The following is a 21,544-nucleotide window of genomic DNA, read 5'->3' as shown; positions in this document are numbered from 1 at the left end:
GTTCGAAATGACGCGGGAAGGTCGACATCCCCAGCGGAACGACGCCCTCACGCCGCATGCGAGGAACGGGCGAGACCCTCGAATAGAGCCTCGCCCGTTCCTGCGAACGTCAAGAAGCTACTTGCCTTCACCTCTCAGCAAGATCTGAACCTTTGACGGAAATTGCAGATCATCCACCATTACCGAACAGATCACAGAGCCGCGGAATCCCGTGAATTGCATTCGGGTGTATTCGTTCGGATCGTGCAATACGAGCCACCCGGACGGACACGGGAGCGACACCTCAAAGAGGTTCGCAGGAAGCACCACAGGCGGAGCCGACTTCCATATCTCGCATTCGACAGGACCGTCGACACTGGCCTGAACACCGAAGATGAGTGAACTGCCCTCTCGATACCAGCTGCTCGACGCCGGGTCCCAGTCGCTGACGTCGTCGTCACTTCCCACGTCCTGCAGGATCAGGCAGCCGTGCTCGATTTTCGCCAGGAATGCAACCACAGGGCTATTAGCTACCATTCCTTCTTACTCTTTCCCTGTGAAAGTTGTGAGACAACTCCACCCTGCCGTCTAGCGCAGGGCAGACAGTGAGGATACGCCGTCTGAGGAGACCCTGGAGCGACGAGACTAGACGGCGGCTGGTGATCTGGAATCCAGTCCCCGTCCTTGGTGCCCGGGGTCGTGGCATCGCAAGTGTGGCAGCCGTACTTATTTCCGGATTCGTTGACCAGATCTCGAACGCCATCTGCCTCAATGTCGCCGTTCTCCAGCCCTACTCCCTCGCGGGCATTCGGACCAGCACCCAGCGTCAGATCGCACTTCTGGCCCGGCGTTGCATTGTGAACGAGTACCGGAGTCTCGCCCGCCGGCACATAGTACGTATGCTGGACGGACCCTTCTCACCCGCATTTTCGCAGGTCAGCGCCGGTCTGTAGATCCGTGGAGGTCCGCCGGCGTCCGCCGTTGGCGGGTCCGGTTGCCGTCAGCGTTGCCGTCAGAACCGAGAGGCGGCGCTACTTCAGGTGCTCCTCAAAGTCCTCCACGGTCCAGTCGGCCTGACGGAGGATGGAGCGGAGGGTGCCAGGTGCAAGGCTGCGATGGAGCGGGACGATGACGGTCCGCTCGCCGCTGCGGTACTTGGCATGGCTTCCGCGGGTGGAGATGTGCTCGAACCCGCCCCGCTCCAGGGCTTTGACCACTGCCGCTCCGGAAAGGTCCGTGGGGACGGCGGGGCTCATGCGGCGCGTCGCACTTCAACAGGAGCGGTGATCACGTCGGTGACTTCCGGGGCAGGAGCATCCTCGAAGTAGAGCTCCAGCGCTTCGCGGAGGTTCTCCAGAGACTCTTCGATGGTCTCTCCCTGCGAGGTGACCTCGACCTGGAGGCAGCGCGCCACGTACCACTCGCCTTCGTGGGTGATCGCGGCGGTCAGGTGCAGTGCGTCAGTCGTCATGCCGCCAGTCTGGCACGCCCGCGCAAGGACGGACGCTGGGAAGCCGCTGGCTACATCCTCACCACCAGCGGCACCCGCAAGCGCACCCGCGTCTACGGCACCACGTGGAAGGAGGCCGTGGACAAGCTGACCGAGCGTATGGCCGCCAGCAACCGCGGGCTGCCCGCCCCGGCCGCCGACTGCACCGTCGAGGTGTACCTGCGGCACTGGCTCGACAACATCGCCGTCCACCAGCTCCGCGAGACCACCCACACCCGCTACCGCACCACCGCCCGCCTCTACATCACCCCCATCCTGGGCAGGAAGAAGCTCGGCAGGCTCACCACCAAGGACGTCCGCGCCCTCCTCGACCAGCTCCGCACCCAGTGCCAGTGCTGCACACGCGAACTGGACACCCAGGGCCTCTGCTGCTCGGCCGAGGTCTGCTGCGGCAAACGGCTCTCACCCTTGACCGTCAGCTACGTCCACTCCGTCTTGAAGTCCGCGCTCCAGCACGCCGTCCGCGAGGACGAACTCCCCCGCAATGTCGCCCGGAACGTCCCCGCCGGCACACCCCGTCCCAAGCGCACCGAGCCGCTCACGGCCGCCGAGGCCCGACAACTCCTCCAAGCCGCCGAAGACCACCGTCTCCACGCCCTCTTCGACCTGGCACTCCACACCGGGCTCCGCAAGGGCGAAATGCTCGGCCTCCACTGGACCGACCTCGACCTGAACGGCGGCACCGCCAGTGTCCGTCGGCCCCTCCAGCGCACCAGCAGCCGAGGGCTCGCCACCCTGCCGACGAAGACCACCAGCTCCGAACGCCGCATCACCCTCCCCACCGCCTGCATACGGTCGCTGCAGGAACATCGGCTGCGCCAGGAACAGGAACGGGCGGCTGTCGGGGACAAGTGGCAGGAGGGCGGCTACGTATTCACCACGCCCACCGGCCGACCCATCGACCCCACCAACCTCACCCGCGCCTTCACCACCCTCCTCCACCACGCGGGCCTCCGCCGCATCCGGTTCCACGATCTCCGCCACACCGCCGCGACGCTCCTCCTGGAGCAAGGCGTCGAACTCGTCGTCATCAAGGAACTCCTCGGCCACGCCCACATCGGCGTCACCGCCACCGTCTACGCCCACGTCCGCCCCCGCCTCCAACGCCAGGCCATCGACACCCTCGGCAATGCCCTCAGCCCGACCGACGGCGACCACGACGACCCACCCGCCGCAGCCATCGTCCGCTGACGTTGCCGTCAGCGTTGCCGTCAGACGCCCGAGAGGCCCTGCTGGATTTCCCCCAGCAGGGCCTCTCGGACTCTTACCTCACTCCACGAAGCAGAGCCCCTTACTCCGCAAGCGCCACAATGTCTCCTCTTGATGCGTTCGATGGAACCACCCCGTCGAAGCTGTACGAGTCATCGCAGAAGACGATTTGCTCTTCAGCGGGCACGAGTCCGCGATACCAGACCACAAAGTCGGCCACGACCTCAATGGGCCCTTCCAGGTAGATTCCCTGACCATCCGCGTGCGCGTATCCCTCCAGCTCGCCCAGCTCAGAGCGGTAGGTCCATTCCACATCGCGAACCTCGGACCCCGCAGCTCCCGGGGAAGCCAGCTTCATCTGAGCCTGCGGCCAGTCGCTGGCAAGGGCTCGCGCCAGAGCATCTCGCTCCAAACGCCACGTATCGCTCTCAAAGACGGCGAGGTACGTCACTGACCTGCTCCTATCTCACGACCACAGACCCAGGGATGCCATGCTGCTGCATCAATCCTTGGAAGTATGGCACCGCGCCTGAATGGTTGGTGATCACCCGCAGTCCCGTCAGAGGGTTGGAGGGATCATTGATCACGGCAGCATATCTCCTGAACTCATCGTCAGTCTTGGCCGCGATCTTGCTTCGAATGAAACCGGGGATACCTGATCCCGGAATGAACGGACTGCGGCCAGGCTTCTCGATGAATTTGGCATCGAGAAGTTCTCCGGTGTTTCGATCGAAACCGTCGGCCCAGACCCTCTCTCCGCCACCGACGGCACGGTATTCGGTCGCCCCAGTGTGTGCAATCTGGTAAGCCTGTGTATTTCCACTACCGACTGCGGCTCGCGTATCAAGCGACAATTGATACGACGTATTGCAGTTGTGCACAAGGACCGGAGTCTGTCCCGCCAGCACATAGTACGTGTGGATGTCGCTGACTGTGAGGTCGTGGGTGCGCCGGCGCTTTTCGAAGTGGCGGATGCCGGTGAGCGTGACGGTGTCGCCGTCCGGAGGGAGGGTCATCCCCGGCTTGAGGTCGCCGGCCTCCATCCACTCCTGCTCGGACTCCGCCCAGAACGGGTGAGTCGTGGCGGAGATCAGCGCCGCGGCGCCCTCGTCGGTGGTGATGGTGAGGTCGGCGAAGCCCTTCTACCCCGGCCGGATTCCGGCCGACTGCCCCACTTCCGGCCCGTAGGAGTTGGGGGTCGAAGCAGCGCCGGGCGAATGAGGCGGGAGGCGACCGACCCCGGGGCGGCGAGGCCCCGGGGCGGCGAGGCCCCGGGGCGGCGGGAGGGGTGGCGCGGGAGCGGGGTCAGTCCCGCTGTGCCCCCGGCGGGAGCACACGCAGGGCCGGCCTGGTGGCCGTCTTCTGCTTGAAGGCCCAGTCGAGCATCCTCGTCGCGTCCCGGTAGCGGTCGGAGCTTCCCAGGACGACGCCGACGACCGTGCGCCCGTCACGCCTGGCCGCGAAGACCAGACAGGGGCCGGCCTTGGTGCCCGTGCCGGTCTTGACGCCGATCACGCCCTTGTACGCGCCGAGCAGCTTGTTGGTGTTGTACCAGGTGTACGTACGTCCGTTGGTGGCCTTCTGGACGGTCTTGGTGGACTTGACCACCGTCGCGAGCGTGGGGTTCGCCAGCGCGTGCCGCGCCAGCTTCGCCATGTCGCGCGGGGTCGAGTGGTTCCTGCCCGTCGTGGAGATGCCGTCGAAGGAGTCGAACCTCGTGTTCTTCATCCCCAGGTCGGCGGCCTTCTTGTTCATCTTGGCGATGAACGACTTGGTGCGGGCGGCCGTCGTGTCGCCGCTGCCGAAGGTGTCCGCCAACGAGTGGGCCGCGTCGCAGCCGGAGGGGAGCATCAACCCGTACAGCAGCTGCCGCACGGTGAGCTTGTCGCCCGTCTTCAGGTCCGCGGTGCTGGCGCCGTACTTGGCGACGTGGTCGCGGTAGGCCTTCTTGATCGTGACCTTGCGGTTCAGGTCGACGCCCTTGGTGGTGACGACGACCGCCGCGGTCATGATCTTGGTGGTGCTGGCGGTCTCGCGCCGGGTGTCGGCGCCCTTGCCCCACAGGGCCCTGCCCGTGCCGCCGTCCAACAGGAACGCGCCCTTGGCGACCGTCCCGGACGGCCCTCCGGCCGCCTGCGCGGGTGCCGCCAACGGCCCCGCGGCGAGTACGGCACCGGCCGTCGCCACCACCACGCCCGCCCGGCGGGTCCCCCTCGTTCGAAGTCTCAATGGACGCTCCGTCGTCTGTCGTCGGCCCGCACGGCGCGAGCCCGATTACTGGACGACGGAGCGGCGGCGGTGGTTGCGCGCCGAAACCGGCCAAACCGGTGACAGCGTGCTGTTTCGGCCACCGCGCGACCGGCGCCCGGGGGCGTGCGCCGGTCGCGCGCCTCGGTGGTTCGTCCGCCGGTCGGTGCTCCCTCCGGAGCGGGGCGGCCCGTCAGGGCGGTGTTGAGCGGGAGGCGACACGCGGCGGAGAATCTCACCATGCGCACACAGACGGTTCCTCAGCGCACGTACCGGAGCTTCTTCACCGACAGCACGTACTGGGACCACTACCGACCACGGCCCGGCGACATCGTCATCTCGACGCCCCCCAAGGTGGGCACCACCTGGACCCAGCGGATCACCTCGGTCCTGGTCTTCCAGAGCACCGACCTCCCGGCGCCCCTGATGGAGATCAGCCCCTGGCTGGACTGCGCCTTCGCGCCCTTGGACCAGGCGCTGGCGACGCTGGAGCGGCAGCGGCACCGGCGGTTCATCAAGACCCACCTGCCGATGGACGCCCTGCCGATCCACCCCGAGGTGTCCTACCTGGTCGTCGGTCGCGATCTGCGGGACGCCGCCGTGTCCGCCCACAACCACGCGATGGGCACGAGCCGGGCGGCCGAGCACCTTCCGCCCGGCCCCAGCGGCGACGACGTCCACACCCCGGTCCATCCGCCGGTGTCCGAGGACGTCCGGGAGTTCTGGCACGGCTACTTCACCCGCAGCGCCTTCCCGTGGGAGTCGGACGGCTGGCCGTTCAACTCGCCCACCCGCCATCTGGAGTCGTGGTGGCGGCACCGCGACGCGCCCAACGTCCTCTTCCTCCACTACCAGGAGATGTTGGACGACCTGGACGGCCAGATGCGCCGTGTCAGCGCGTTCCTGGACATCCCGGTGGACGAGGAGCGCTGGCCCGAGCTGGTGGCGGCGTGCACCTTCTCCGACATGCGCGCCGGGCAGGACCGGATCTTCGGCGAGGACACGATCGGGGCCGCGGCCGCCTCGTTCCGGTTCTTCCACAGGGGCCACAGCGGGCAGTGGCACGGTCGCGTCACCGAGGAGGACCTGGCCCTGTACCGCGCGGCGCTCGAACCGCTCCCCGCCGATCTGCGCGCCTGGCTGGCCCGCGACGCGTAGGGGACGACCCCACCGGCCGCCCCACCGGCCGGCCACCGGTCAGCAGCAGCCGGCGACCACTGCCGTACCCGAGCCCGTACCCGACCCCGAGCCCGGCAGTGTGCGCCGGTTGCGCGCCTCCGCGTTGCGCGCCGCCAGCAGGTCGTCGGCCGGGTAGCCGACCTCCTCCAGGGTGAGGCCGTGCGGCCGCACCACGTGCACAGCCGAGTCCCGTACCCCCGCGGCCAGCACCTCGCCGGGCCAGGAGGGCGGACGGTGGCCGTCTCCGACGAAGAGCAGCGCGCCGACCAGCGAGCGCACCATGTTGTGGCAGAAGGCGTCGGCGACGACCCGTGCCTCCACGACGCCGTCCGCCCGCCGCTCCCAGCGCAGCTCCCTGAGCGTCCTTATCGTCGTGGCTCCCTCACGCCGCTTGCAGTACGCGGCGAAGTCGTGCTCCCCCAGCAACCGCCGTGCCGCCTCGTTCATGGCGTCCACGTCCAACGGCCAGTCGTGCCACAGCACATGGCCGCGCAGCAGCGGGTCCACTCCGCCCGGGTGGTCGCAGACCCGGTAGGCGTAGCGGCGCCAGATCGCCGAGAAACGGGCGTTGAAGTGGGGTGGGGCCGCGGTGACCCGGTGGACCCGCACGTCGTGCGGCAGCCGCCCCGCCAGCCGGCGCAGCAGTTTGTCCCGGTGCGCTTCCCACAGCTCCTCGGGCAGGTCGACGTGGGCCACCTGCCCCCGGGCGTGCACGCCGGCGTCGGTGCGGCCCGCGACCGTCAGCTCGAAGGCCTCCGGTGAGCGGGTCACGATCCGTAGCGCCTCCTCCAGCTCGCCCTGCACGGTGCGCCGACCGCGCTGCCGTGCCCAGCCTGAGAAGTCCCTGCCGTCGTACGACAGGTCCAGCCGGACCCGGACCCGTCCGGGTTCCACTTCGTCGCTCACGCCGTCGTTCCTCTCGAAAGGCCTGGGGGTGGGGGTGGACCGCGGGGGCCCATACGGCGGCGGACCCGCTCCCGGGAGGGGAGACGGGTCCGTCGCGTCGTGCTCGTGGCACTCGGTGGAGGGGAGCCTCAGGCGTCCTTCTTCTCCTCGGCCGGGGCCTCGGTGGACTCCTCGGCCTTCTCCTCGGCCGGAGCCTCGGTGGCCTCGGTGGCCTCGGCGGCCTCGTCCTTCTTCAGGCTCGTCGCGGCCTCGTCGCCCGCGGTGTCCTTGGCCGAGCGCTTGGTGGCGGCCTCGGCCTCGCCGACGGCCTCCTGCTGCACGGTCAGCGCCTCGACCAGCTCGATGACGGCCATCGGGGCGTTGTCGCCACGACGGTTGCCGATCTTGGTGATGCGGGTGTAGCCGCCCGGACGGTTCTCGTAGCGGGGGCCGATCTCCGTGAAGAGCGTGTGCACGACGCTCTTGTCGAGGACCGTCCGCATCACCTGGCGACGGTTGTGCAGGTCGCCCTTCTTCGCCTTGGTGATCAGACGCTCCGCCACCGGGCGCAGCCGGCGGGCCTTGGCCTCGGTGGTGGTGATGCGGCCGTGCTCGAAGAGGGCGGTGGCGAGGTTCGCCAGCATGGCCTTCTCGTGCGCGGCGCTCCCGCCGAAGCGGGCGCCCTTGGTGGGCTTCGGCATGATCTCTTACCTCTCTGTCTGCACCGGCCGTGTCAGGTACCGGTGTCAGTGTCCGCACGGGCTTGTGCCCGCCGGAGCCCGGGACGCGCGGTGCGGCCCGGAAGCGTGGGCCGACCGGGCGCGGCGGGGCCGCGCCCGGTCGGGGGTGCCGTCGGGTACCGGTGTCGGTGCCGTCCGGCGTGAGACCTCGGGTGCCTCAGTACTGCTCGGTCTCGACGAAACCGGAGTCCGCGTCGTCGTCGGCGCCGAAGGCGTCCGCGGCGGCGGTCGGGTCGAATCCGGGCGGGCTGTCCTTCAGGGTCAGGCCCATGCCGGCCAGCTTCGCCTTGACCTCGTCGATCGACTTGGCGCCGAAGTTGCGGATGTCGAGCAGGTCCGCCTCGGAGCGGGCCACCAGCTCGCCCACCGAGTGGATGCCCTCGCGCTTGAGGCAGTTGTAGGAGCGGACGGTCAGCTCCAGCTCCTCGATCGGCAGGGCCAGGTCGGCGGCGAGCGCGGCGTCCGTCGGGGACGGGCCCATGTCGATGCCCTCGGCGTCGACGTTCAGCTCGCGGGCCAGGCCGAACAGCTCGACCAGGGTCTTGCCGGCGGACGCCATGGCGTCACGGGGACGCATGGACTCCTTGGTCTCGACGTCGACGATCAGCTTGTCGAAGTCGGTGCGCTGCTCGACACGGGTCGCCTCGACCTTGTAGGTGACCTTGAGGACCGGCGAGTAGATGGAGTCGACCGGGATGCGGCCGATCTCCTGGCCGGCCTGCTTGTTCTGCACCGCGGAGACGTAGCCGCGACCGCGCTCGACGGTCAGCTCCATCTCCAGCTTCCCCTTGCCGTTCAGCGTGGCGAGGACCAGGTCGGGGTTGTGCACCTCGACGCCGGCCGGCGGGGCGATGTCGGCGGCGGTGACCAGACCCGGGCCCTGCTTGCGCAGGTACATCACGACCGGCTCGTCGTGCTCCGAGGAGACAACCAGGCTCTTGATGTTGAGGATCAGGTCGGTGACGTCCTCCTTGACGCCCGGCACGGTGGTGAACTCGTGCAGGACGCCGTCGATCCGGATGCTGGTCACGGCAGCACCGGGGATCGAGGAGAGGAGCGTGCGACGCAGGGAGTTGCCGAGGGTGTAGCCGAAACCCGGCTCCAGCGGTTCGATCACGAACCGGGAACGGAACTCGTCCACGACCTCTTCGGTCAGTGAGGGACGCTGAGCGATCAGCATGGGGATGTGCCTCCAGTCTTCGGCAACCGCTATTTGATGCCGAGCACCGGGCGGGAGCCCGGTTTGCACTACAAGGGTACGGGCGGCGCGACCCGTGCGGGCCGCACCGCCCGTGACCGTGAGCCGGTACTCCGGATTACTTGGAGTACAGCTCGACGATCAGCTGCTCCTGCACCTGGGTGTCGATCACCTGGCGCTCGGGCAGCGAGTGGACGAGGATCCGCAGCTTGGAGGGGATGGCCTCCAGCCACGCCGGCACGGTCTTGTCGCCGGCCTCCGCCTGGGCCACCTGGAAGGGGGTCAGGGTACGGGAGGAGGGACGGACCTCGACGATGTCGTTGGGAGCGACGCGAGCCGACGGGATGTCGGTCTTGCGGCCGTTCACCATGATGTGCCCGTGCCTCACCAGCTGACGGGCGTGGTCGCGGGACTTGGCGAAGCCGGCCCGGTAGACCACGTTGTCCAGACGGGACTCGAGGATCTGCAGCAGGTTCTCACCCGTCTTGCCCTGCTTGCGGTTCGCCTCGTCGAAGTACCCGCGGAACTGCTTCTCCAGGACTCCGTAGATGCGAGCGGCCTTCTGCTTCTCACGCTTCTGCAGCAGGTACTCGCTGTCCTTGGTGCGCCCGCGCCCGTGCTCACCCGGGGGGTAAGGACGGATCTCGATCGGGCACTTAGCGCTCTCGCACTTGGCTCCCTTGAGGAAGAGCTTCTGCTTCTCCCGACGGCAACGCTTGCAGTCGGCCCCGGTGTAACGCGCCATGTTCGTGTATCTCCTACTTCAGCCTGGCTCAGACGCGGCGACGCTTCGGCGGGCGGCAGCCGTTGTGCGGGGTCGGGGTGACGTCCTGGATCGAACCGACCTCGAGGCCGGTGGCCTGGAGGGAGCGGATCGCGGTCTCACGGCCGGAGCCGGGACCCTTGACGAACACGTCGACCTTGCGCATGCCGTGCTCCTGCGCGCGACGGGCGGCCGACTCGGCGGCCATCTGCGCGGCGAACGGCGTCGACTTGCGGGAGCCCTTGAAGCCCACGTGACCGGCCGAAGCCCAGGAGATCACGTTGCCGGTGGGATCGGTGATGGAAACGATGGTGTTGTTGAACGTGCTCTTGATGTGAGCGTGCCCGTGGGCGACGTTCTTCTTCTCCTTGCGGCGCACCTTCTTGGCGCCGGCCGTACGGCCCTTCGGAGGCATAGAAAATTTCTCCCGTGGAGGTGGTCGGTCCTACATCCGGACCACTGTCGGTGTGTCCGGTGCGGACTACTTCTTGCCCGGCTTCTTCTTGCCGGCGATCGCGCGACGCGGGCCCTTGCGGGTCCGGGCGTTGGTGCTGGTGCGCTGGCCCCGGACGGGCAGACCACGACGGTGGCGCAGGCCCTGGTAGCTGCCGATCTCGACCTTGCGGCGGATGTCGGCCTGGATCTCGCGGCGGAGGTCGCCCTCGGTGCGGATGTTGGCCTCGACGTACTCGCGGATCCTGACGAGCTCTTCCTCGGTCAGGTCGCGGACGCGGGTGTCCGGGTTCACACCGGTGTTCGCGAGCGTCTGCTGGGAGAGCGTGCGACCGATGCCGAAGACATAGGTGAGGGCGACCTCCACACGCTTGTCGCGCGGGAGGTCAACGCCTTCGAGGCGTGCCATGAACGTGGCTCCTGGTTTCTTGTCGGAGGTCTTCCGCAGCACCGTTCCCGTAGCGATGTACGAGCCGGGTCCCCGGCCTCCGTCCGGGGGTGTCGTCCCCACCGGCGGTAACAGGTGTCACGGCGGGGGGTCGGGTGTCTGCGTATCTACATGTCGCTTGCGTCGCGCGAAGAACCGCGAGAGGTGCGAGGCGAGGTCGAGCGTCAGCCCTGGCGCTGCTTGTGGCGCAGGTTGTCGCAGATGACCATGACCCGGCCGTGGCGGCGGATCACCTTGCACTTGTCGCAGATCTTCTTGACGCTCGGCTTGACCTTCATGGGATGTGAGGTTCTCCGGGTCAGGCCACCGCCCCACGGGGAGTGGGGGGAGGCGAGATCTACTTGTAGCGGTAGACGATCCGCCCGCGCGTCAGGTCGTAGGGAGACAGCTCCACCACGACACGGTCGTCGGGAAGGATACGGATGTAGTGCATCCGCATCTTGCCGCTGATGTGCGCGAGGACCTGGTGCCCGTTCTGGAGCTCCACCTTGAACATCGCGTTCGGGAGAGACTCGACGACGGTGCCCTCGATCTCGATGGCCCCTTGTTTTTTGGCCATGCTTGAGCGCTTCACCTTCCGGGATCGGCTACCTGGATCAGCCCGTGGGTGCGCGCAGGCACACATGGACCGACGAGCCAGTCTACGTCAGGCTCCGGCGAAAAACTAATCGGGGATGTATGCCCAGTCCGGGGGACTCTTATGCGGTTCCGGAGGGATGTCCCGCTTGGGCGTGACGGCGTACGAGGGGCCGGCAACGGAGCCGGGAGGCGGGCCGGCCGGTCCGCCGTCCGCCCTCAGTCCAGCGGGTCGGGGGCGGCGGTGATCCCGTACTCGGCCAGCTTGGCCCTGCCGCCGTCCGGCGCGGTGAGCACCAGCGGGCCCTCTTCCGTCAACGCCACGGAGTGCTCCCAGTGGCACGCCCAGGAGCCGTCGTCCGTCTTGACCGTCCACTCGTCCTCCAGGACGTGCGTCCTGGCGGTGCCCAGGCTGACCATCGGCTCGATCGCCAGGCACATGCCCGGCACCAGCTTCGGGCCGCGGCCGCGCCGGCGGTCGACGTAGTTCAACAGGTGCGGGTCCATGTGCATCTGGCTGCCGATGCCGTGGCCGCCGTAGTCCTCGATGATCCCGTAGCGGCCGGAGGCCGGACGCGGCTGTCGGCGGATGTAGCCCTCGATCGCCTTGGAGACGTCCACCAGGCGGTTGCCCTTGCGCATGGCGGCGATGCCGGCCCACATCGACTCCTCCGTGACCCGGCTCAGCTCGTGGAGCTCGGGCGCGTGCCCCTCGCCGACGAAGACGGTGATCGCCGCGTCGCCGTGCCAGCCGTCGACGATCGCGCCGGCGTCGATGGAGATGATGTCGCCGGACTCCAGGACCGTCTCCCGGTTCGGGATGCCGTGGACGACGACGTCGTTGACCGAGGTGCAGATGTTGCCGGGGAAACCGCCGTAGCCGAGGAAGTTCGGCTTGGCGCCGTGGTCGGCGAGGACCTTCGCGGCGACCTCGTCCAGGTCCTTGGTCGTCGCGCCGGGCACCGCCGCCTTGCGGCACGCCGCGTGCATCGCGGCGACGACCAGCCCGGCCGCGCGCATCTTCGCGATCTGCTCGGGGGTCTTGATCTCCACCATGACGGCCGACGCCTTCCAGCTTGCGGTTCACACGACAACGTACGCCCGACCCGGTACCGCGGTGCCACACGATCGCCGTACCGCCGGGCCGTTCCCTACACGATACGGCCGCGGGGCCCGTGGGGGCACCGCGGCCTTCTCGCCGTTCCTCTTCGGGGCCCCGTCGGGCCCCGCGCGCTACGCGCGAGACGCCTCGGGGCCGCGCCCGAGCGCCTCCATGGCGCGCTGGGTGACCTCCGCCACCTTGCCGAGCGCCGAGATCGTCACGACCAGGCCCTGGGCCTTGTAGTAGTCGATGATCGGCTCGGTCTCGGTGTGGTAGACCTCCAGCCGCTTGCGGACGGTGTCCTCGTGGTCGTCCTCGCGCTGGTAGAGCTCGCCGCCGCAGACGTCGCAGACGCCCTCGGTCTTCGGAGGGTTGTACTGGACGTGGAAGATGTGGCCGCTGTCGTTGCGGCACATCCGCCGTCCGGCGATCCGCTTCACGACCTCGTCCTCGGGGACCTCCAGGTCCAGCACCGCGTTGAGTGCCGTGCCGGCCTCGCTCAGGATGCCGTCCAGCGCCTCCGCCTGGGCGATGTTCCGCGGGAAGCCGTCCAGGAGGAACCCCTCGGCGGCGTCCGGCTGCTCCATGCGGTCCTTGGCCATGCCGATCGTGATCTCGTCGGGTACGAGCTGTCCGGCCCGCATGTACTCCTGCGCCTTCTGCCCGAGCCGGGTGCCCTGGCCGATGTTGGCACGGAAGAGGTCGCCCGTGGAGATGTGCGGGATGGACAGGTTCTCGGCCAGGTACGCGGCCTGCGTGCCCTTGCCCGCGCCAGGCGGTCCGACGAGGACGATTCGCATCAGCGGAGGAACCCTTCGTAATGGCGCTGCTGAAGCTGGCTCTCGATCTGCTTCACGGTCTCCAGACCGACACCCACGATGATCAGGATGCTGGTCCCGCCGAACGGGAAGTTCTGATCCGCGTTGAACATCACCAGCGCGACGGTGGGCACCATGGCGATCAGTCCCAGGTAGAGCGAACCGGGCCACGTGATGCGGTTCAGCACGTAGCTCAGGTACTCCGCGGTGGGGCGACCGGCCCGGATGCCCGGGATGAACCCACCATACTTCTTCATGTTGTCGGCCACTTCTTCGGGGTTGAAGGAGATGGCGACGTAGAAGAAGGCGAAGAAGACGATCAGGACGAAGTACGTGACCAGGTAGATCGGCGCGTCCTGCGCCTGCAGGTTGTTCCTGACCCAGTCCGCCCAACCCGCCTGGGAATTGCTGAACTGGACGATCAGCGCCGGGATGTAGAGCAGCGACGAGGCGAAGATCACGGGGATCACACCCGCCTGGTTGACCTTGAGCGGAATGTAGGTGGAGGTGCCGCCGTAGGAGCGGCGCCCGATCATGCGCTTGGCGTACTGCACCGGGATGCGGCGCTGCGCCTGCTCGACGAAGACCACGAGCGCGACGATCGCCAGGCCGCACAGGACCACGATGCCGAACTCGATCCAACCGTCCGCCAGGTCGCCCTGCTGCTTGATGGCCCACAGGGAGCCGGGGAAGCCCGCCGCGATCGAGACGAACATCAGGATCGACATGCCGTTGCCGATGCCGCGGTCGGTGATCAACTCGCCCAGCCACATGATCAGCGTGGTGCCGGCGGTCATCACGATCACCATGTTGATGGTGGTGAAGATCGAGTCGTCCGGGATGATCTGGTCACGGACACTGCACTGCGCGAAGAGGCTGCCACTGCGGGCCGTCGCCACCAGACCGGTGGCCTGGAGGACGCCGAGCGCCACGGTGAGGTAACGGGTGTACTGCGTGATCTTCGCCTGACCGGACTGTCCCTCCTTCTTGAGGGCCTCCAGCCTGGGAATGACCACCACCAGCAGCTGCAGGATGATGCTCGCCGTGATGTACGGCATGATCCCGAGCGCGAAGATGGTCAACTGCAGCAGCGCGCCACCGCTGAACATGTTCACCAGGCCGAAAAGGTCGGACTGCCCGCCCTGGGCCTCTTTGACGCAAACCTGGACGTTCTGGTAGCTGACTCCCGGGACCGGGATGTGGGCTCCCAGCCGGAAGAGCACCATGATGCCCAGCGTGAACAGCAGCTTCTTGCGGAGGTCGGGCGTCTGGAAAGCCCGAGCGAACGCGCTGAGCACGGTACCTCCTGCGTCTCCCGCATCGCGCGGAAGGTGACGATATGTTGAAGGATCGGATACGTGGGTGGGGGCCTGCCGAGGGCAGACCTCCAGGGAGAGTAACAGCGCTGGCCACCCTACAGGCGACGGCCGTGACACGGAACTACGTACCGGGACTACTCCGACCGCCGGCGTAACGGGCCCGGAGGCCGGATTCCCACGCTCCGTTCCCCTTCCGCGGGGACACCCGTACGCGTCCCCGCCGTCCCTTCCCGGTGGGGACCACCGGGGCGGGTCGGGGCGGTGGGAAAGGCGCCGGTCACCGACGGCTCCCGGATCCGGGACCACTCGTCCGTCCGTGACGGGCGGTCGGGCGTTCGATTCGGGGCGTCGCTTTTCGGCCATGCCCGCGCCCCGACCGCTCCCGGTCGCATCCGAGAAGTCGGGCCTCGACGGACCCCGAGGACGTCCCCGGAGGAGCTCGGGACGCTCCACGGCACCGGGGACCTCGGCCCGGCGACGGCCGGCGGGGAGGAAGGGCGAAGGGCCGGGCCCCCTTCGACGGGGACGCCCGGCCCTTCGTGGTGCGGCCTGCCGGCCGCTCCGATCAGACGAGCTCGGTGACGGTGCCACCGGCCGCGGTGATCTTCTCCTTGGCGGAGCCGGAGACCTTGTCGACGGTCACCTGCAGCGCCACGGAGATCTCCCCGTTGCCCAGGACCTTCACGAGCTGGTTCTTGCGCACCGCGCCCTTGGCGACCAGGTCCTCGACGGTGACCTCGCCACCCTCGGGGTACAGGGCCGCCAGCTTGTCCAGGTTGACGACCTGGTACTCGGTGCGGAAGGGGTTCTTGAAGCCCTTCAGCTTGGGCAGCCGCATGTGCAGCGGCATCTGCCCGCCCTCGAAGGCCTCCGGAACCTGGTAGCGGGCCTTGGTGCCCTTGGTGCCACGTCCCGCGGTCTTGCCCTTGGACGCCTCACCACGACCGACACGGGTCTTGGCGGTCTTGGCGCCCGGGGCCGGCCGGAGGTTGTGGACCTTCAGCGGCTTCTGCTCCGCCATGTCAGTCGACCTCCTCGACCGTCACGAGGTGGCGGACGGTCTGCACCATGCCGCGGATCTCGGGACGGTCCTCCTTGACGACCGTGTCGTTCACCCGGCGCAGGCCGAGGGAACGCAGGGTGTCACGGTGGTTCTGCTTGCTGCCGATGTAGGACTTGGTCTGGGTGACCTTCAGGCGAGCCATCAGGCGCTCACCCCAGCCCGGGCCCGCAGCAGAGCGGCGGGAGCCACGTCCTCCAGCGGCAGGCCACGGCGGGCGGCGATCTCCTCGGGGCGCTGCAGGCCCCGCAGAGCGGCCACCGTGGCGTGCACGATGTTGATGGGGTTCGACGAGCCCAGCGACTTGCTCAGCACGTCGTGGATGCCCGCGCACTCCAGCACGGCGCGCACCGGGCCACCGGCGATCACACCGGTACCGGGCGAGGCCGGCTTGAGCAGGACGACACCCGCGGCCTCCTCACCCTGGATCGGGTGCGGGATGGTGCCCTGGATCCGGGGGACCTTGAAGAAGTGCTTCTTGGCCTCCTCCACACCCTTGGCGATGGCGGCCGGCACCTCCTTGGCCTTGCCGTAACCGACACCCACGGTGCCGTCACCGTCGCCCACCACGACCAGCGCGGTGAAGCTGAAGCGACGACCACCCTTCACAACCTTGGCGACGCGGTTGATCGCGACGACCCGCTCGACGTACGCGGTCTTCTCGGCGGCCGCGCCACCGTCCCGCCGGTCCCGTCGGTCCCGCCGCTCGCCGCCACCGGCGCCGCCACCGCGGCGCTGGGGTCCAGCCATTGGAATTACCTCTCTCTATGCGTCCGCTTGCGTGGGGACCGGCTCAGAACTTGAGCCCGGCCTCGCGGGCGGCGTCGGCCAGGGCGGCGATCCGCCCGGCGTACTTGTTGCCACCGCGGTCGAACACGACGGCCTCGATGCCCGCGGCCTTGGCACGCTCGGCGACCAGGGCGCCGACCTGCTTGGCCAGCGTGGTCTTGTCGCCCTCGCCGCCACGGATGGAGCTGTCCAGCGTCGACGCGGAGGCCAGCGTGTGACCCGCGATGTCGTCGACGACCTGCGCCACCATGTGACGGTTGGAGCGCGTCACCACCAGGCGCGGACGCTCGGGGGTGCCCGACACCTTCTTGCGGACGCGGATGTGGCGCCGCTTGACAGCGGCGGCCTTGCGCGCACTGCCCTTGGCGATCTTCACACCGTATGCCATGGCTTACTTACCAGCCTTTCCGACCTTGCGGCGGATGACCTCGCCCGCGTACTTCACGCCCTTGGCCTTGTAGGGGTCGGGCCTGCGCAGCTTGCGGATGTTCGCGGCGACCTCGCCGACCTTCTGCTTGTCGATGCCCTCGACGCTCAGCTTGGTCGGGGACTCCACCTTGAAGGAGATGCCCTCCGGCGCCTTCACCGTGATCGGGTGGCTGTATCCCAGGGAGAACTCCAGGTCGGAGCCCTTGGCCTGGACGCGGTAACCGACACCGCTGATCTCGAGCTGCTTGCTGTAGCCCTGGGTCACGCCAGTGATCATGTTCGCCACCAGCGTGCGGGACAGACCGTGCAGGGCCTTGTTCCGGCTCTCGTCGTTCGGGCGGGTGACGTTGATGACGCCGTCCTCACCCTTGGCGACCTCGATGGGCGCGGCGACGGTGTGCGAAAGGGCGCCCTTGGGGCCCTTCACGTTGACCGTCCGGCCATCGATGGTGACGTCCACACCGGCGGGAACCTGGATGGGGAGCTTGCCGATACGCGACATGAGCTTTACCTCCGTTCCCTTCCGTTACCAGACGTAGGCGAGGACTTCCCCACCCACGCCCTTCTTCTGAGCCTGCTTGTCGGTGAGGAGCCCGTGGGAGGTGGAGATGATCGCCACTCCCAGGCCGCCGAGCACCTTCGGCAGGTTGGTGGACTTTGCGTAGACCCGCAGACCCGGCTTGCTGATGCGCTTGATGCCGGCGATCGAGCGCTCGCGGTTCGGCCCGAACTTCAGCTCCAGGACGAGGTTCTTGCCCACCTGGGCGTCCTCGACCTTCCAGCCGGTGATGTAACCCTCCTGCTGGAGGATCTCCGCGATGTGCGACTTGATCTTGCTGTGCGGCATCACGACGGTGTCGTGGTACGCCGAGTTCGCGTTTCGCAGACGCGTCAGCATGTCTGCGATCGGATCGGTCATGGTCATGTGATGGCCTTCGGCCTCTCTCGCCGGGGTTTCCTGTCTGCTCCGTCCCTCTCCCCGTCCGCGTCCTCGTCCTCGGACTTGGGCCGGGACGCGGACACGACGGGACGGGTGCGGTGCGGGGACCTACGGCGTAGTAAGACGGTCATGGGCGGCGAGCGCCCAACCCACAAGCCTAGGGCACGCGGGAAGGGCGTTCGCCGGCCAGGATGCTCTTACCGAGAGTTCCCTGAAGTCCGCTCGCGCGGACTTACCAGGAGCTCTTGGTGACGCCCGGCAGCTCGCCGCGGTGCGCCATCTCGCGGAGGCACACACGGCACAGGCCGAACTTGCGGTAGACGGAGTGGGGTCGGCCGCAGCGCTGGCACCGCGTGTACGCGCGTACCGCGAACTTCGGCTTGCGGGCGGCCTTGGCAATCAGAGCCTTCTTCGCCACGGCTCACGCCTCCTTGAAGGGGAATCCGAGGTGACGCAGCAGGGCGCGACCCTCCTCGTCGGTGTTCGCCGTGGTGACCACGGTGATGTCCATGCCCCGGACCCGGTCGATCTTGTCCTGGTCGATCTCGTGGAACATGACCTGCTCCGTGAGACCGAAGGTGTAGTTGCCCCTGCCGTCGAACTGCTTCGGCGACAGACCGCGGAAGTCGCGGATGCGCGGCAGCGCGAGCGACAGCAGGCGGTCCAGGAACTCCCACATCCGGTCACCCCGGAGGGTGACGTGGGCACCGATCGGCTGACCCTCGCGCAGCTTGAACTGCGCGATGGACTTCCGGGCCTTGGTCACGGCCGGCTTCTGGCCGGTGATCGTGGCGAGGTCGCGGATGGCGCCCTCGATCAGCTTGGAGTCGCGGGCGGCCTCGCCCACACCCATGTTGACCACGATCTTGGTCAGACCGGGGATCTGCATGACGTTCTCGTACTTGAATTCGTCACGCAGCTTGCCCACGATCTCCTCGCGGTAGCGCGCCTTCAGACGCGGCTGCACGTTCGTGGCGGTAGTCATCAGATGTCCTCACCGGTCCGCTTGGCAACGCGGATCTTGTTGCCGTCCTCGTCGAAGCGGTAACCGACGCGGGTGACGACCTTCTTGCCGTCCTTCTCCACGACGAGCTGAACGTTGCTCACGTGGATGGGGGCCTCGGTCGTCACGATGCCGCCGGTCTTCGAACCGCGAGCGGTCTGGCCGGCCTTGGTGTGCTTCTTGACCCGGTTGACACCCTCGACCAGGACGCGGTCCTCGCGGGGGAAGGCCGCGATGACCTTGCCCTGCTTGCCCTTGTCCTTGCCGGTGATGACCTGGACCAGGTCGCCCTTCTTGATCTTCATCGGTTACAGCACCTCCGGCGCGAGGGAGATGATCTTCATGAACTTCTTCTCGCGCAGCTCACGGCCGACCGGGCCGAAGATTCGGGTGCCGCGGGGGTCGCCGTCGTTCTTCAGAATGACGGCGGCGTTCTCGTCGAAGCGGATGTACGAGCCGTCGGGGCGGCGGCGCTCCTTGACGGTGCGCACGACGACGGCCTTGACGACGTCGCCCTTCTTCACGTTGCCACCGGGGATCGCGTCCTTGACGGTGGCGACGATGACGTCACCGATACCCGCGTAGCGGCGGCCGGAGCCACCGAGAACACGGATGCAAAGGATCTCCTTCGCTCCCGTGTTGTCGGCGACACGCAGTCGCGACTCCTGCTGGATCACGTCTATCTCCTGATCGTCTGCCGGTTCCCGGTGGGTGCGTGTGCGGACACACGCACCTCACCAAGCCTGGCGGAACTCGTCCCGAGGAGGGATCTCGGGGATTACTTGGCCTTCTCGAGGATCTCGACGACGCGCCAGCGCTTCGTCGCGGACAGCGGCCGGGTCTCCATCAGGAGGACGCGGTCGCCGACACCCGCGGCGTTCTGCTCGTCGTGCGCCTTGAGCTTGTTCGTACGGCGGATGACCTTGCCGTACAGGGCGTGCTTGACGCGGTCCTCGACGGCGACGACAACGGTCTTGTCCATCTTGTCGCTGACGACCAGACCCTCACGGGTCTTGCGGAAGCCGCGGTTCTGCTGTGCAGTCTCAGTCACATTCGTCTCGCTCATCAGGCGCTCTCCACCGTCTCGATGCCGAGCTCGCGCTCACGCATCAGGGTGTAGATCCGGGCGATGTCCTTGCGGACGGCCTTCAGCCGACCGTTGTTCTCCAGCTGTCCGGTCGCCGCCTGGAAACGGAGCTTGAACAGCTCCTCCTTGGCCTCGCGCAGCTTCACGACGAGTTCGTCGTCGCTCAGCTCGCGCAGCTCGCTCGCCTTGGTACCGGCCGCCATCACGACTCACCTGCCTCGCGCCGCACGATCCGGCACTTCATCGGAAGCTTGTGAGCAGCGCGGGTAAGCGCCTCACGAGCAATCTTCTCGTTCGGGTAGGACAGCTCGAACATCACCCGACCGGGCTTGACGTTCGCGACCCACCACTCCGGCGAACCCTTACCGGAACCCATGCGGGTCTCGGCGGGCTTCTTGGTCAGCGGACGGTCCGGGTAGATGTTGATCCACACCTTGCCGCCACGCTTGATGTGACGGGTCATGGAGATACGAGCGGCCTCGATCTGCCGGTTCGTCACGTAGGCGCCGGTGACGGCCTGGATGCCGTACTCGCCGAAAGCAACCTCGGTGCCACCCTTGGCCATGCCCTTGCGCTTGGGGTGGTGCTGCTTGCGGTGCTTGACCCTGCGGGGGATCAGCATGACGGTCAGGCCTCCTTCCCGGCAGAGCCGGTGCTCTCGGCGGCCGGAGCGGCAGCGGTGCCCTCGGCCTTGGGAGCCTCGGTCCGGTCCTGCTGCGGCTTGCGGCCACGGCGCTCGCCACGACGCGGGCGGTCACCACCGCGCGACGGGCGGTTGCCGGCGCGGGCGGCGGCGTTCTCGGCGCGGACCTCGGCGATGTTCTTGACGTCGCCCTTGTAGATCCAGACCTTCACACCGATCCGGCCGAAGGTCGTCTTGGCCTCAAAGAAGCCGTAGTCGACGTTGGCGCGCAGGGTGTGCAGGGGAACGCGGCCCTCGCGGTAGAACTCCGAGCGGGACATCTCGGCGCCGCCGAGACGGCCACCGCACTGGATCTTGATGCCCTTGGCGCCGGCCTTCATCGTGCTCTGCATCGACTTGCGCATCGCACGGCGGAAGGAGACGCGGGAGGACAGCTGCTCGGCGACGGCCTGGGCCACCAGCTGGGCGTCCGTCTCCGGGTTCTTGACCTCGAGGATGTTGAACTGGATCTGCTTGCCGGTCAGCTTCTCGAGCCGACCGCGGATGCGCTCCGCCTCGGCGCCGCGGCGGCCGATCACGATGCCCGGACGGGCGGTGTGAACGTCCACGCGGACGCGGTCACGGGTGCGCTCGATCTCCACCTTGGAGATGCCGGCCCGCTCCATGCCCTGCGTGAGCAGGCGACGGATCTCGACGTCTTCCTTGATGTAGTCCTTGTACAGCTTGTCGGCGTACCAGCGGGACTTGAAGTCCGTGGTGATGCCGAGCCGGAACCCGTGCGGGTTGACCTTCTGCCCCATTACCGGGTCCCTTCCTTGCTGCTGACGACCACGGTGATGTGGCTGGTCCGCTTACGGATCCGGTAGGCGCGGCCCTGGGCGCGCGGACGGAACCGCTTCAGGGTCGGGCCCTCGTCGACGTAGGCCTCGGAGATGTAGAGGCTGTCGACATCCGTGTGGTCGTAGTTGTGCGCGGCGTTGGCGATGGCGCTGTCGAGCACCTTGCCGACGGGCACGCTCGCGGCCTGCGGGGCGAAACGCAGGACCGCCTGAGCCTCCGTGGCGTCCATGCCACGGATGAGGTCCACCACGCGGCGGGCCTTCATGGGCGTGACGCGGATGTACCGCGCCTGGGCCCTGGCTTCCATGGTTGTCCCTTCGGTGTCAG

General features: G+C 67.8%; 34 protein-coding genes. 2 read left to right on the top strand and 32 right to left on the bottom strand.

Annotated elements, in window-relative coordinates:
• Positions 1-117: 117 nt before the first annotated feature.
• The 3 genes from F0L17_RS16030 to F0L17_RS16020 all read right to left on the bottom strand — a co-directional run bounded on the left by F0L17_RS16030 (position 118) and on the right by F0L17_RS16020 (position 1,450).
• Positions 118-498 (bottom strand): hypothetical protein, encoded by a 381-nt coding sequence (locus F0L17_RS16030; protein ID WP_155071612.1) that lies wholly within the window; start codon positions 496-498, stop codon positions 118-120.
• A 512-nt stretch (positions 499-1,010) separates the two neighbouring features.
• Positions 1,011-1,196, bottom strand: a complete 186-nt coding sequence (locus F0L17_RS16025; protein WP_338018102.1) for a type II toxin-antitoxin system HicA family toxin — start codon at positions 1,194-1,196, stop codon at positions 1,011-1,013.
• Between the two features lie 35 nt (positions 1,197-1,231).
• Complete coding sequence (locus F0L17_RS16020; protein WP_155071610.1) at positions 1,232-1,450, bottom strand: type II toxin-antitoxin system HicB family antitoxin; 219 nt, start codon at positions 1,448-1,450, stop codon at positions 1,232-1,234.
• On the opposite strand from F0L17_RS16020, the gene F0L17_RS16015 reads away from it, so the two are divergent.
• Complete coding sequence (locus tag F0L17_RS16015) at positions 1,430-2,680, top strand: tyrosine-type recombinase/integrase (protein WP_338018101.1); 1,251 nt, start codon at positions 1,430-1,432, stop codon at positions 2,678-2,680. The genes F0L17_RS16020 and F0L17_RS16015 overlap by 21 nt on opposite strands.
• Before the next feature lie 100 nt (positions 2,681-2,780).
• Here the strand turns inward: F0L17_RS16015 and F0L17_RS16010 are convergent, their stop codons facing one another.
• The 3 genes from F0L17_RS16010 to F0L17_RS16000 form a co-directional block, all read right to left on the bottom strand.
• Positions 2,781-3,149 (bottom strand): hypothetical protein, encoded by a 369-nt coding sequence (locus F0L17_RS16010; RefSeq protein ID WP_155071609.1) that lies wholly within the window; start codon positions 3,147-3,149, stop codon positions 2,781-2,783.
• 10 nt (positions 3,150-3,159) lie between these two features.
• On the bottom strand, positions 3,160-3,789 hold the full coding sequence (locus F0L17_RS16005) for a restriction endonuclease fold toxin-2 domain-containing protein (protein ID WP_338018266.1): 630 nt from the start codon (positions 3,787-3,789) through the stop codon (positions 3,160-3,162).
• Between the two features lie 214 nt (positions 3,790-4,003).
• Positions 4,004-4,927, bottom strand: coding sequence for a D-alanyl-D-alanine carboxypeptidase family protein (locus F0L17_RS16000; protein WP_155071607.1), 924 nt, complete (start codon positions 4,925-4,927; stop codon positions 4,004-4,006).
• Positions 4,928-5,185: 258 nt separating this feature from the next.
• Here F0L17_RS16000 and F0L17_RS15995 point away from each other — a divergent pair, with 258 nt between their 5' ends.
• The gene (locus F0L17_RS15995) at positions 5,186-6,103 is read left to right on the top strand and encodes a sulfotransferase domain-containing protein (protein WP_155071606.1); all 918 of its coding nucleotides are present in this window, start codon (positions 5,186-5,188) and stop codon (positions 6,101-6,103) included.
• A gap of 39 nt (positions 6,104-6,142) precedes the next feature.
• On the opposite strand, the gene truA is transcribed toward F0L17_RS15995, so the two are convergent.
• The 26 genes from truA to rplV all read right to left on the bottom strand — a co-directional run bounded on the left by truA (position 6,143) and on the right by rplV (position 21,524).
• Positions 6,143-7,030 (bottom strand): tRNA pseudouridine(38-40) synthase TruA, encoded by an 888-nt coding sequence (gene truA, locus F0L17_RS15990; protein ID WP_162466264.1) that lies wholly within the window; start codon positions 7,028-7,030, stop codon positions 6,143-6,145.
• Positions 7,031-7,158: 128 nt separating this feature from the next.
• A complete protein-coding gene (gene rplQ, locus F0L17_RS15985; RefSeq protein WP_155071605.1) occupies positions 7,159-7,710 on the bottom strand; it encodes a 50S ribosomal protein L17 in 552 nt (183 codons plus the stop codon).
• Between the two features lie 196 nt (positions 7,711-7,906).
• On the bottom strand, positions 7,907-8,929 hold the full coding sequence (locus F0L17_RS15980; RefSeq protein ID WP_093660637.1) for a DNA-directed RNA polymerase subunit alpha: 1,023 nt from the start codon (positions 8,927-8,929) through the stop codon (positions 7,907-7,909).
• A 136-nt stretch (positions 8,930-9,065) separates the two neighbouring features.
• On the bottom strand, positions 9,066-9,692 hold the full coding sequence (gene rpsD, locus F0L17_RS15975; protein WP_155071604.1) for a 30S ribosomal protein S4: 627 nt from the start codon (positions 9,690-9,692) through the stop codon (positions 9,066-9,068).
• A gap of 28 nt (positions 9,693-9,720) precedes the next feature.
• Complete coding sequence (rpsK, locus tag F0L17_RS15970) at positions 9,721-10,125, bottom strand: 30S ribosomal protein S11 (RefSeq protein ID WP_004571845.1); 405 nt, start codon at positions 10,123-10,125, stop codon at positions 9,721-9,723.
• A gap of 66 nt (positions 10,126-10,191) precedes the next feature.
• Positions 10,192-10,572, bottom strand: a complete 381-nt coding sequence (rpsM, locus tag F0L17_RS15965; protein ID WP_155071603.1) for a 30S ribosomal protein S13 — start codon at positions 10,570-10,572, stop codon at positions 10,192-10,194.
• A 203-nt stretch (positions 10,573-10,775) separates the two neighbouring features.
• The gene (gene rpmJ / locus F0L17_RS15960; RefSeq protein ID WP_003956441.1) at positions 10,776-10,889 is read right to left on the bottom strand and encodes a 50S ribosomal protein L36; all 114 of its coding nucleotides are present in this window, start codon (positions 10,887-10,889) and stop codon (positions 10,776-10,778) included.
• Positions 10,890-10,948: 59 nt separating this feature from the next.
• Positions 10,949-11,170, bottom strand: a complete 222-nt coding sequence (gene infA / locus F0L17_RS15955; RefSeq protein WP_003948620.1) for a translation initiation factor IF-1 — start codon at positions 11,168-11,170, stop codon at positions 10,949-10,951.
• Positions 11,171-11,406: 236 nt separating this feature from the next.
• Entirely contained in the window at positions 11,407-12,243 is an 837-nt protein-coding gene (gene map / locus F0L17_RS15950) for a type I methionyl aminopeptidase (RefSeq protein WP_155071602.1), read from the bottom strand.
• Positions 12,244-12,420: 177 nt separating this feature from the next.
• Positions 12,421-13,089 (bottom strand): adenylate kinase, encoded by a 669-nt coding sequence (locus F0L17_RS15945; protein ID WP_155071601.1) that lies wholly within the window; start codon positions 13,087-13,089, stop codon positions 12,421-12,423.
• Positions 13,089-14,405 carry a preprotein translocase subunit SecY gene (gene secY, locus F0L17_RS15940; protein ID WP_162466263.1) on the bottom strand — a complete coding sequence of 439 codons (1,317 nt, stop codon included), beginning with the start codon at positions 14,403-14,405 and terminating at the stop codon, positions 13,089-13,091. The genes F0L17_RS15945 and secY overlap by 1 nt, the downstream gene beginning before the upstream one ends.
• A 586-nt stretch (positions 14,406-14,991) precedes the next feature.
• Entirely contained in the window at positions 14,992-15,447 is a 456-nt protein-coding gene (gene rplO, locus F0L17_RS15935) for a 50S ribosomal protein L15 (protein ID WP_155071600.1), read from the bottom strand.
• A gap of 1 nt (position 15,448) precedes the next feature.
• Complete coding sequence (rpmD, locus tag F0L17_RS15930; protein ID WP_155071599.1) at positions 15,449-15,631, bottom strand: 50S ribosomal protein L30; 183 nt, start codon at positions 15,629-15,631, stop codon at positions 15,449-15,451.
• Positions 15,631-16,236: a 30S ribosomal protein S5 gene (rpsE, locus tag F0L17_RS15925; protein ID WP_093660621.1), complete on the bottom strand. Its 606-nt coding sequence runs from the start codon at positions 16,234-16,236 to the stop codon at positions 15,631-15,633. The genes rpmD and rpsE overlap by 1 nt, the downstream gene beginning before the upstream one ends.
• Positions 16,237-16,279: 43 nt before the next feature.
• A complete protein-coding gene (gene rplR / locus F0L17_RS15920) occupies positions 16,280-16,663 on the bottom strand; it encodes a 50S ribosomal protein L18 (protein WP_155071598.1) in 384 nt (127 codons plus the stop codon).
• A gap of 3 nt (positions 16,664-16,666) precedes the next feature.
• The gene (gene rplF, locus F0L17_RS15915; RefSeq protein ID WP_155071597.1) at positions 16,667-17,206 is read right to left on the bottom strand and encodes a 50S ribosomal protein L6; all 540 of its coding nucleotides are present in this window, start codon (positions 17,204-17,206) and stop codon (positions 16,667-16,669) included.
• Positions 17,207-17,230: 24 nt separating this feature from the next.
• Positions 17,231-17,629, bottom strand: coding sequence for a 30S ribosomal protein S8 (rpsH, locus tag F0L17_RS15910; protein WP_155071596.1), 399 nt, complete (start codon positions 17,627-17,629; stop codon positions 17,231-17,233).
• A gap of 247 nt (positions 17,630-17,876) precedes the next feature.
• The gene (locus F0L17_RS15900) at positions 17,877-18,062 is read right to left on the bottom strand and encodes a type Z 30S ribosomal protein S14 (protein WP_004571834.1); all 186 of its coding nucleotides are present in this window, start codon (positions 18,060-18,062) and stop codon (positions 17,877-17,879) included.
• Positions 18,063-18,065: 3 nt separating this feature from the next.
• The gene (gene rplE / locus F0L17_RS15895) at positions 18,066-18,629 is read right to left on the bottom strand and encodes a 50S ribosomal protein L5 (protein ID WP_155071595.1); all 564 of its coding nucleotides are present in this window, start codon (positions 18,627-18,629) and stop codon (positions 18,066-18,068) included.
• Positions 18,629-18,952, bottom strand: a complete 324-nt coding sequence (gene rplX / locus F0L17_RS15890) for a 50S ribosomal protein L24 (protein WP_155071594.1) — start codon at positions 18,950-18,952, stop codon at positions 18,629-18,631. Before rplX ends, rplE begins: the two co-directional genes overlap by 1 nt.
• Before the next feature lie 3 nt (positions 18,953-18,955).
• The gene (gene rplN, locus F0L17_RS15885; protein ID WP_055718836.1) at positions 18,956-19,324 is read right to left on the bottom strand and encodes a 50S ribosomal protein L14; all 369 of its coding nucleotides are present in this window, start codon (positions 19,322-19,324) and stop codon (positions 18,956-18,958) included.
• A 101-nt stretch (positions 19,325-19,425) separates the two neighbouring features.
• Entirely contained in the window at positions 19,426-19,713 is a 288-nt protein-coding gene (gene rpsQ / locus F0L17_RS15880; protein ID WP_155071593.1) for a 30S ribosomal protein S17, read from the bottom strand.
• The gene (gene rpmC, locus F0L17_RS15875) at positions 19,713-19,937 is read right to left on the bottom strand and encodes a 50S ribosomal protein L29 (protein WP_155071592.1); all 225 of its coding nucleotides are present in this window, start codon (positions 19,935-19,937) and stop codon (positions 19,713-19,715) included. The genes rpsQ and rpmC overlap by 1 nt, the downstream gene beginning before the upstream one ends.
• A complete protein-coding gene (rplP, locus tag F0L17_RS15870; RefSeq protein ID WP_031510592.1) occupies positions 19,937-20,356 on the bottom strand; it encodes a 50S ribosomal protein L16 in 420 nt (139 codons plus the stop codon). Before rplP ends, rpmC begins: the two co-directional genes overlap by 1 nt.
• Before the next feature lie 5 nt (positions 20,357-20,361).
• Positions 20,362-21,177 (bottom strand): 30S ribosomal protein S3, encoded by an 816-nt coding sequence (rpsC, locus tag F0L17_RS15865; protein WP_155071591.1) that lies wholly within the window; start codon positions 21,175-21,177, stop codon positions 20,362-20,364.
• Positions 21,177-21,524 carry a 50S ribosomal protein L22 gene (rplV, locus tag F0L17_RS15860; protein WP_028420772.1) on the bottom strand — a complete coding sequence of 116 codons (348 nt, stop codon included), beginning with the start codon at positions 21,522-21,524 and terminating at the stop codon, positions 21,177-21,179. The genes rpsC and rplV overlap by 1 nt, the downstream gene beginning before the upstream one ends.
• Positions 21,525-21,544: the final 20 nt, after the last annotated feature.

Source organism: Streptomyces taklimakanensis, assembly GCF_009709575.1.
GTDB classification, from domain to species: domain Bacteria; phylum Actinomycetota; class Actinomycetes; order Streptomycetales; family Streptomycetaceae; genus Streptomyces; species Streptomyces taklimakanensis.
This window is presented reverse-complemented; position numbering and strand designations above follow the sequence as displayed.

Excerpts from the sequence above, each read along its gene's own strand:
- rpsE (WP_093660621.1), bottom strand. The coding sequence starts at position 16,236 with ATGGCTGGACCCCAGCGCCGCGGTGGCGGCGCCGGTGGCGGCGAGCGG.
- rpsC (WP_155071591.1), bottom strand. The coding sequence starts at position 21,177 with ATGGGGCAGAAGGTCAACCCGCACGGGTTCCGGCTCGGCATCACCACG.
- map (WP_155071602.1), bottom strand. The coding sequence starts at position 12,243 with ATGGTGGAGATCAAGACCCCCGAGCAGATCGCGAAGATGCGCGCGGCC.
- rpsQ (WP_155071593.1), bottom strand. The coding sequence starts at position 19,713 with ATGAGCGAGACGAATGTGACTGAGACTGCACAGCAGAACCGCGGCTTC.
- rplR (WP_155071598.1), bottom strand. The coding sequence starts at position 16,663 with ATGGCATACGGTGTGAAGATCGCCAAGGGCAGTGCGCGCAAGGCCGCC.
- rplE (WP_155071595.1), bottom strand. The coding sequence starts at position 18,629 with ATGACTACCGCCACGAACGTGCAGCCGCGTCTGAAGGCGCGCTACCGC.
- rplF (WP_155071597.1), bottom strand. The coding sequence starts at position 17,206 with ATGTCGCGTATCGGCAAGCTCCCCATCCAGGTTCCCGCCGGTGTGGAC.
- F0L17_RS16020 (WP_155071610.1), bottom strand. The coding sequence starts at position 1,450 with ATGACGACTGACGCACTGCACCTGACCGCCGCGATCACCCACGAAGGC.
- rpsH (WP_155071596.1), bottom strand. The coding sequence starts at position 17,629 with ATGACCATGACCGATCCGATCGCAGACATGCTGACGCGTCTGCGAAAC.
- infA (WP_003948620.1), bottom strand. The coding sequence starts at position 11,170 with ATGGCCAAAAAACAAGGGGCCATCGAGATCGAGGGCACCGTCGTCGAG.
- rplV (WP_028420772.1), bottom strand. The coding sequence starts at position 21,524 with ATGGAAGCCAGGGCCCAGGCGCGGTACATCCGCGTCACGCCCATGAAG.
- F0L17_RS15995 (WP_155071606.1), top strand. The coding sequence starts at position 5,186 with ATGCGCACACAGACGGTTCCTCAGCGCACGTACCGGAGCTTCTTCACC.
- rpsD (WP_155071604.1), bottom strand. The coding sequence starts at position 9,692 with ATGGCGCGTTACACCGGGGCCGACTGCAAGCGTTGCCGTCGGGAGAAG.
- rplX (WP_155071594.1), bottom strand. The coding sequence starts at position 18,952 with ATGAAGATCAAGAAGGGCGACCTGGTCCAGGTCATCACCGGCAAGGAC.
- F0L17_RS15980 (WP_093660637.1), bottom strand. The coding sequence starts at position 8,929 with ATGCTGATCGCTCAGCGTCCCTCACTGACCGAAGAGGTCGTGGACGAG.
- rplP (WP_031510592.1), bottom strand. The coding sequence starts at position 20,356 with ATGCTGATCCCCCGCAGGGTCAAGCACCGCAAGCAGCACCACCCCAAG.
- rplO (WP_155071600.1), bottom strand. The coding sequence starts at position 15,447 with ATGGCGGAGCAGAAGCCGCTGAAGGTCCACAACCTCCGGCCGGCCCCG.
- rplQ (WP_155071605.1), bottom strand. The coding sequence starts at position 7,710 with ATGCCGAAGCCCACCAAGGGCGCCCGCTTCGGCGGGAGCGCCGCGCAC.
- rpmJ (WP_003956441.1), bottom strand. The coding sequence starts at position 10,889 with ATGAAGGTCAAGCCGAGCGTCAAGAAGATCTGCGACAAGTGCAAGGTG.
- F0L17_RS15945 (WP_155071601.1), bottom strand. The coding sequence starts at position 13,089 with ATGCGAATCGTCCTCGTCGGACCGCCTGGCGCGGGCAAGGGCACGCAG.
- rpsM (WP_155071603.1), bottom strand. The coding sequence starts at position 10,572 with ATGGCACGCCTCGAAGGCGTTGACCTCCCGCGCGACAAGCGTGTGGAG.
- rpmC (WP_155071592.1), bottom strand. The coding sequence starts at position 19,937 with ATGGCGGCCGGTACCAAGGCGAGCGAGCTGCGCGAGCTGAGCGACGAC.
- rpsK (WP_004571845.1), bottom strand. The coding sequence starts at position 10,125 with ATGCCTCCGAAGGGCCGTACGGCCGGCGCCAAGAAGGTGCGCCGCAAG.
- rpmD (WP_155071599.1), bottom strand. The coding sequence starts at position 15,631 with ATGGCTCGCCTGAAGGTCACCCAGACCAAGTCCTACATCGGCAGCAAG.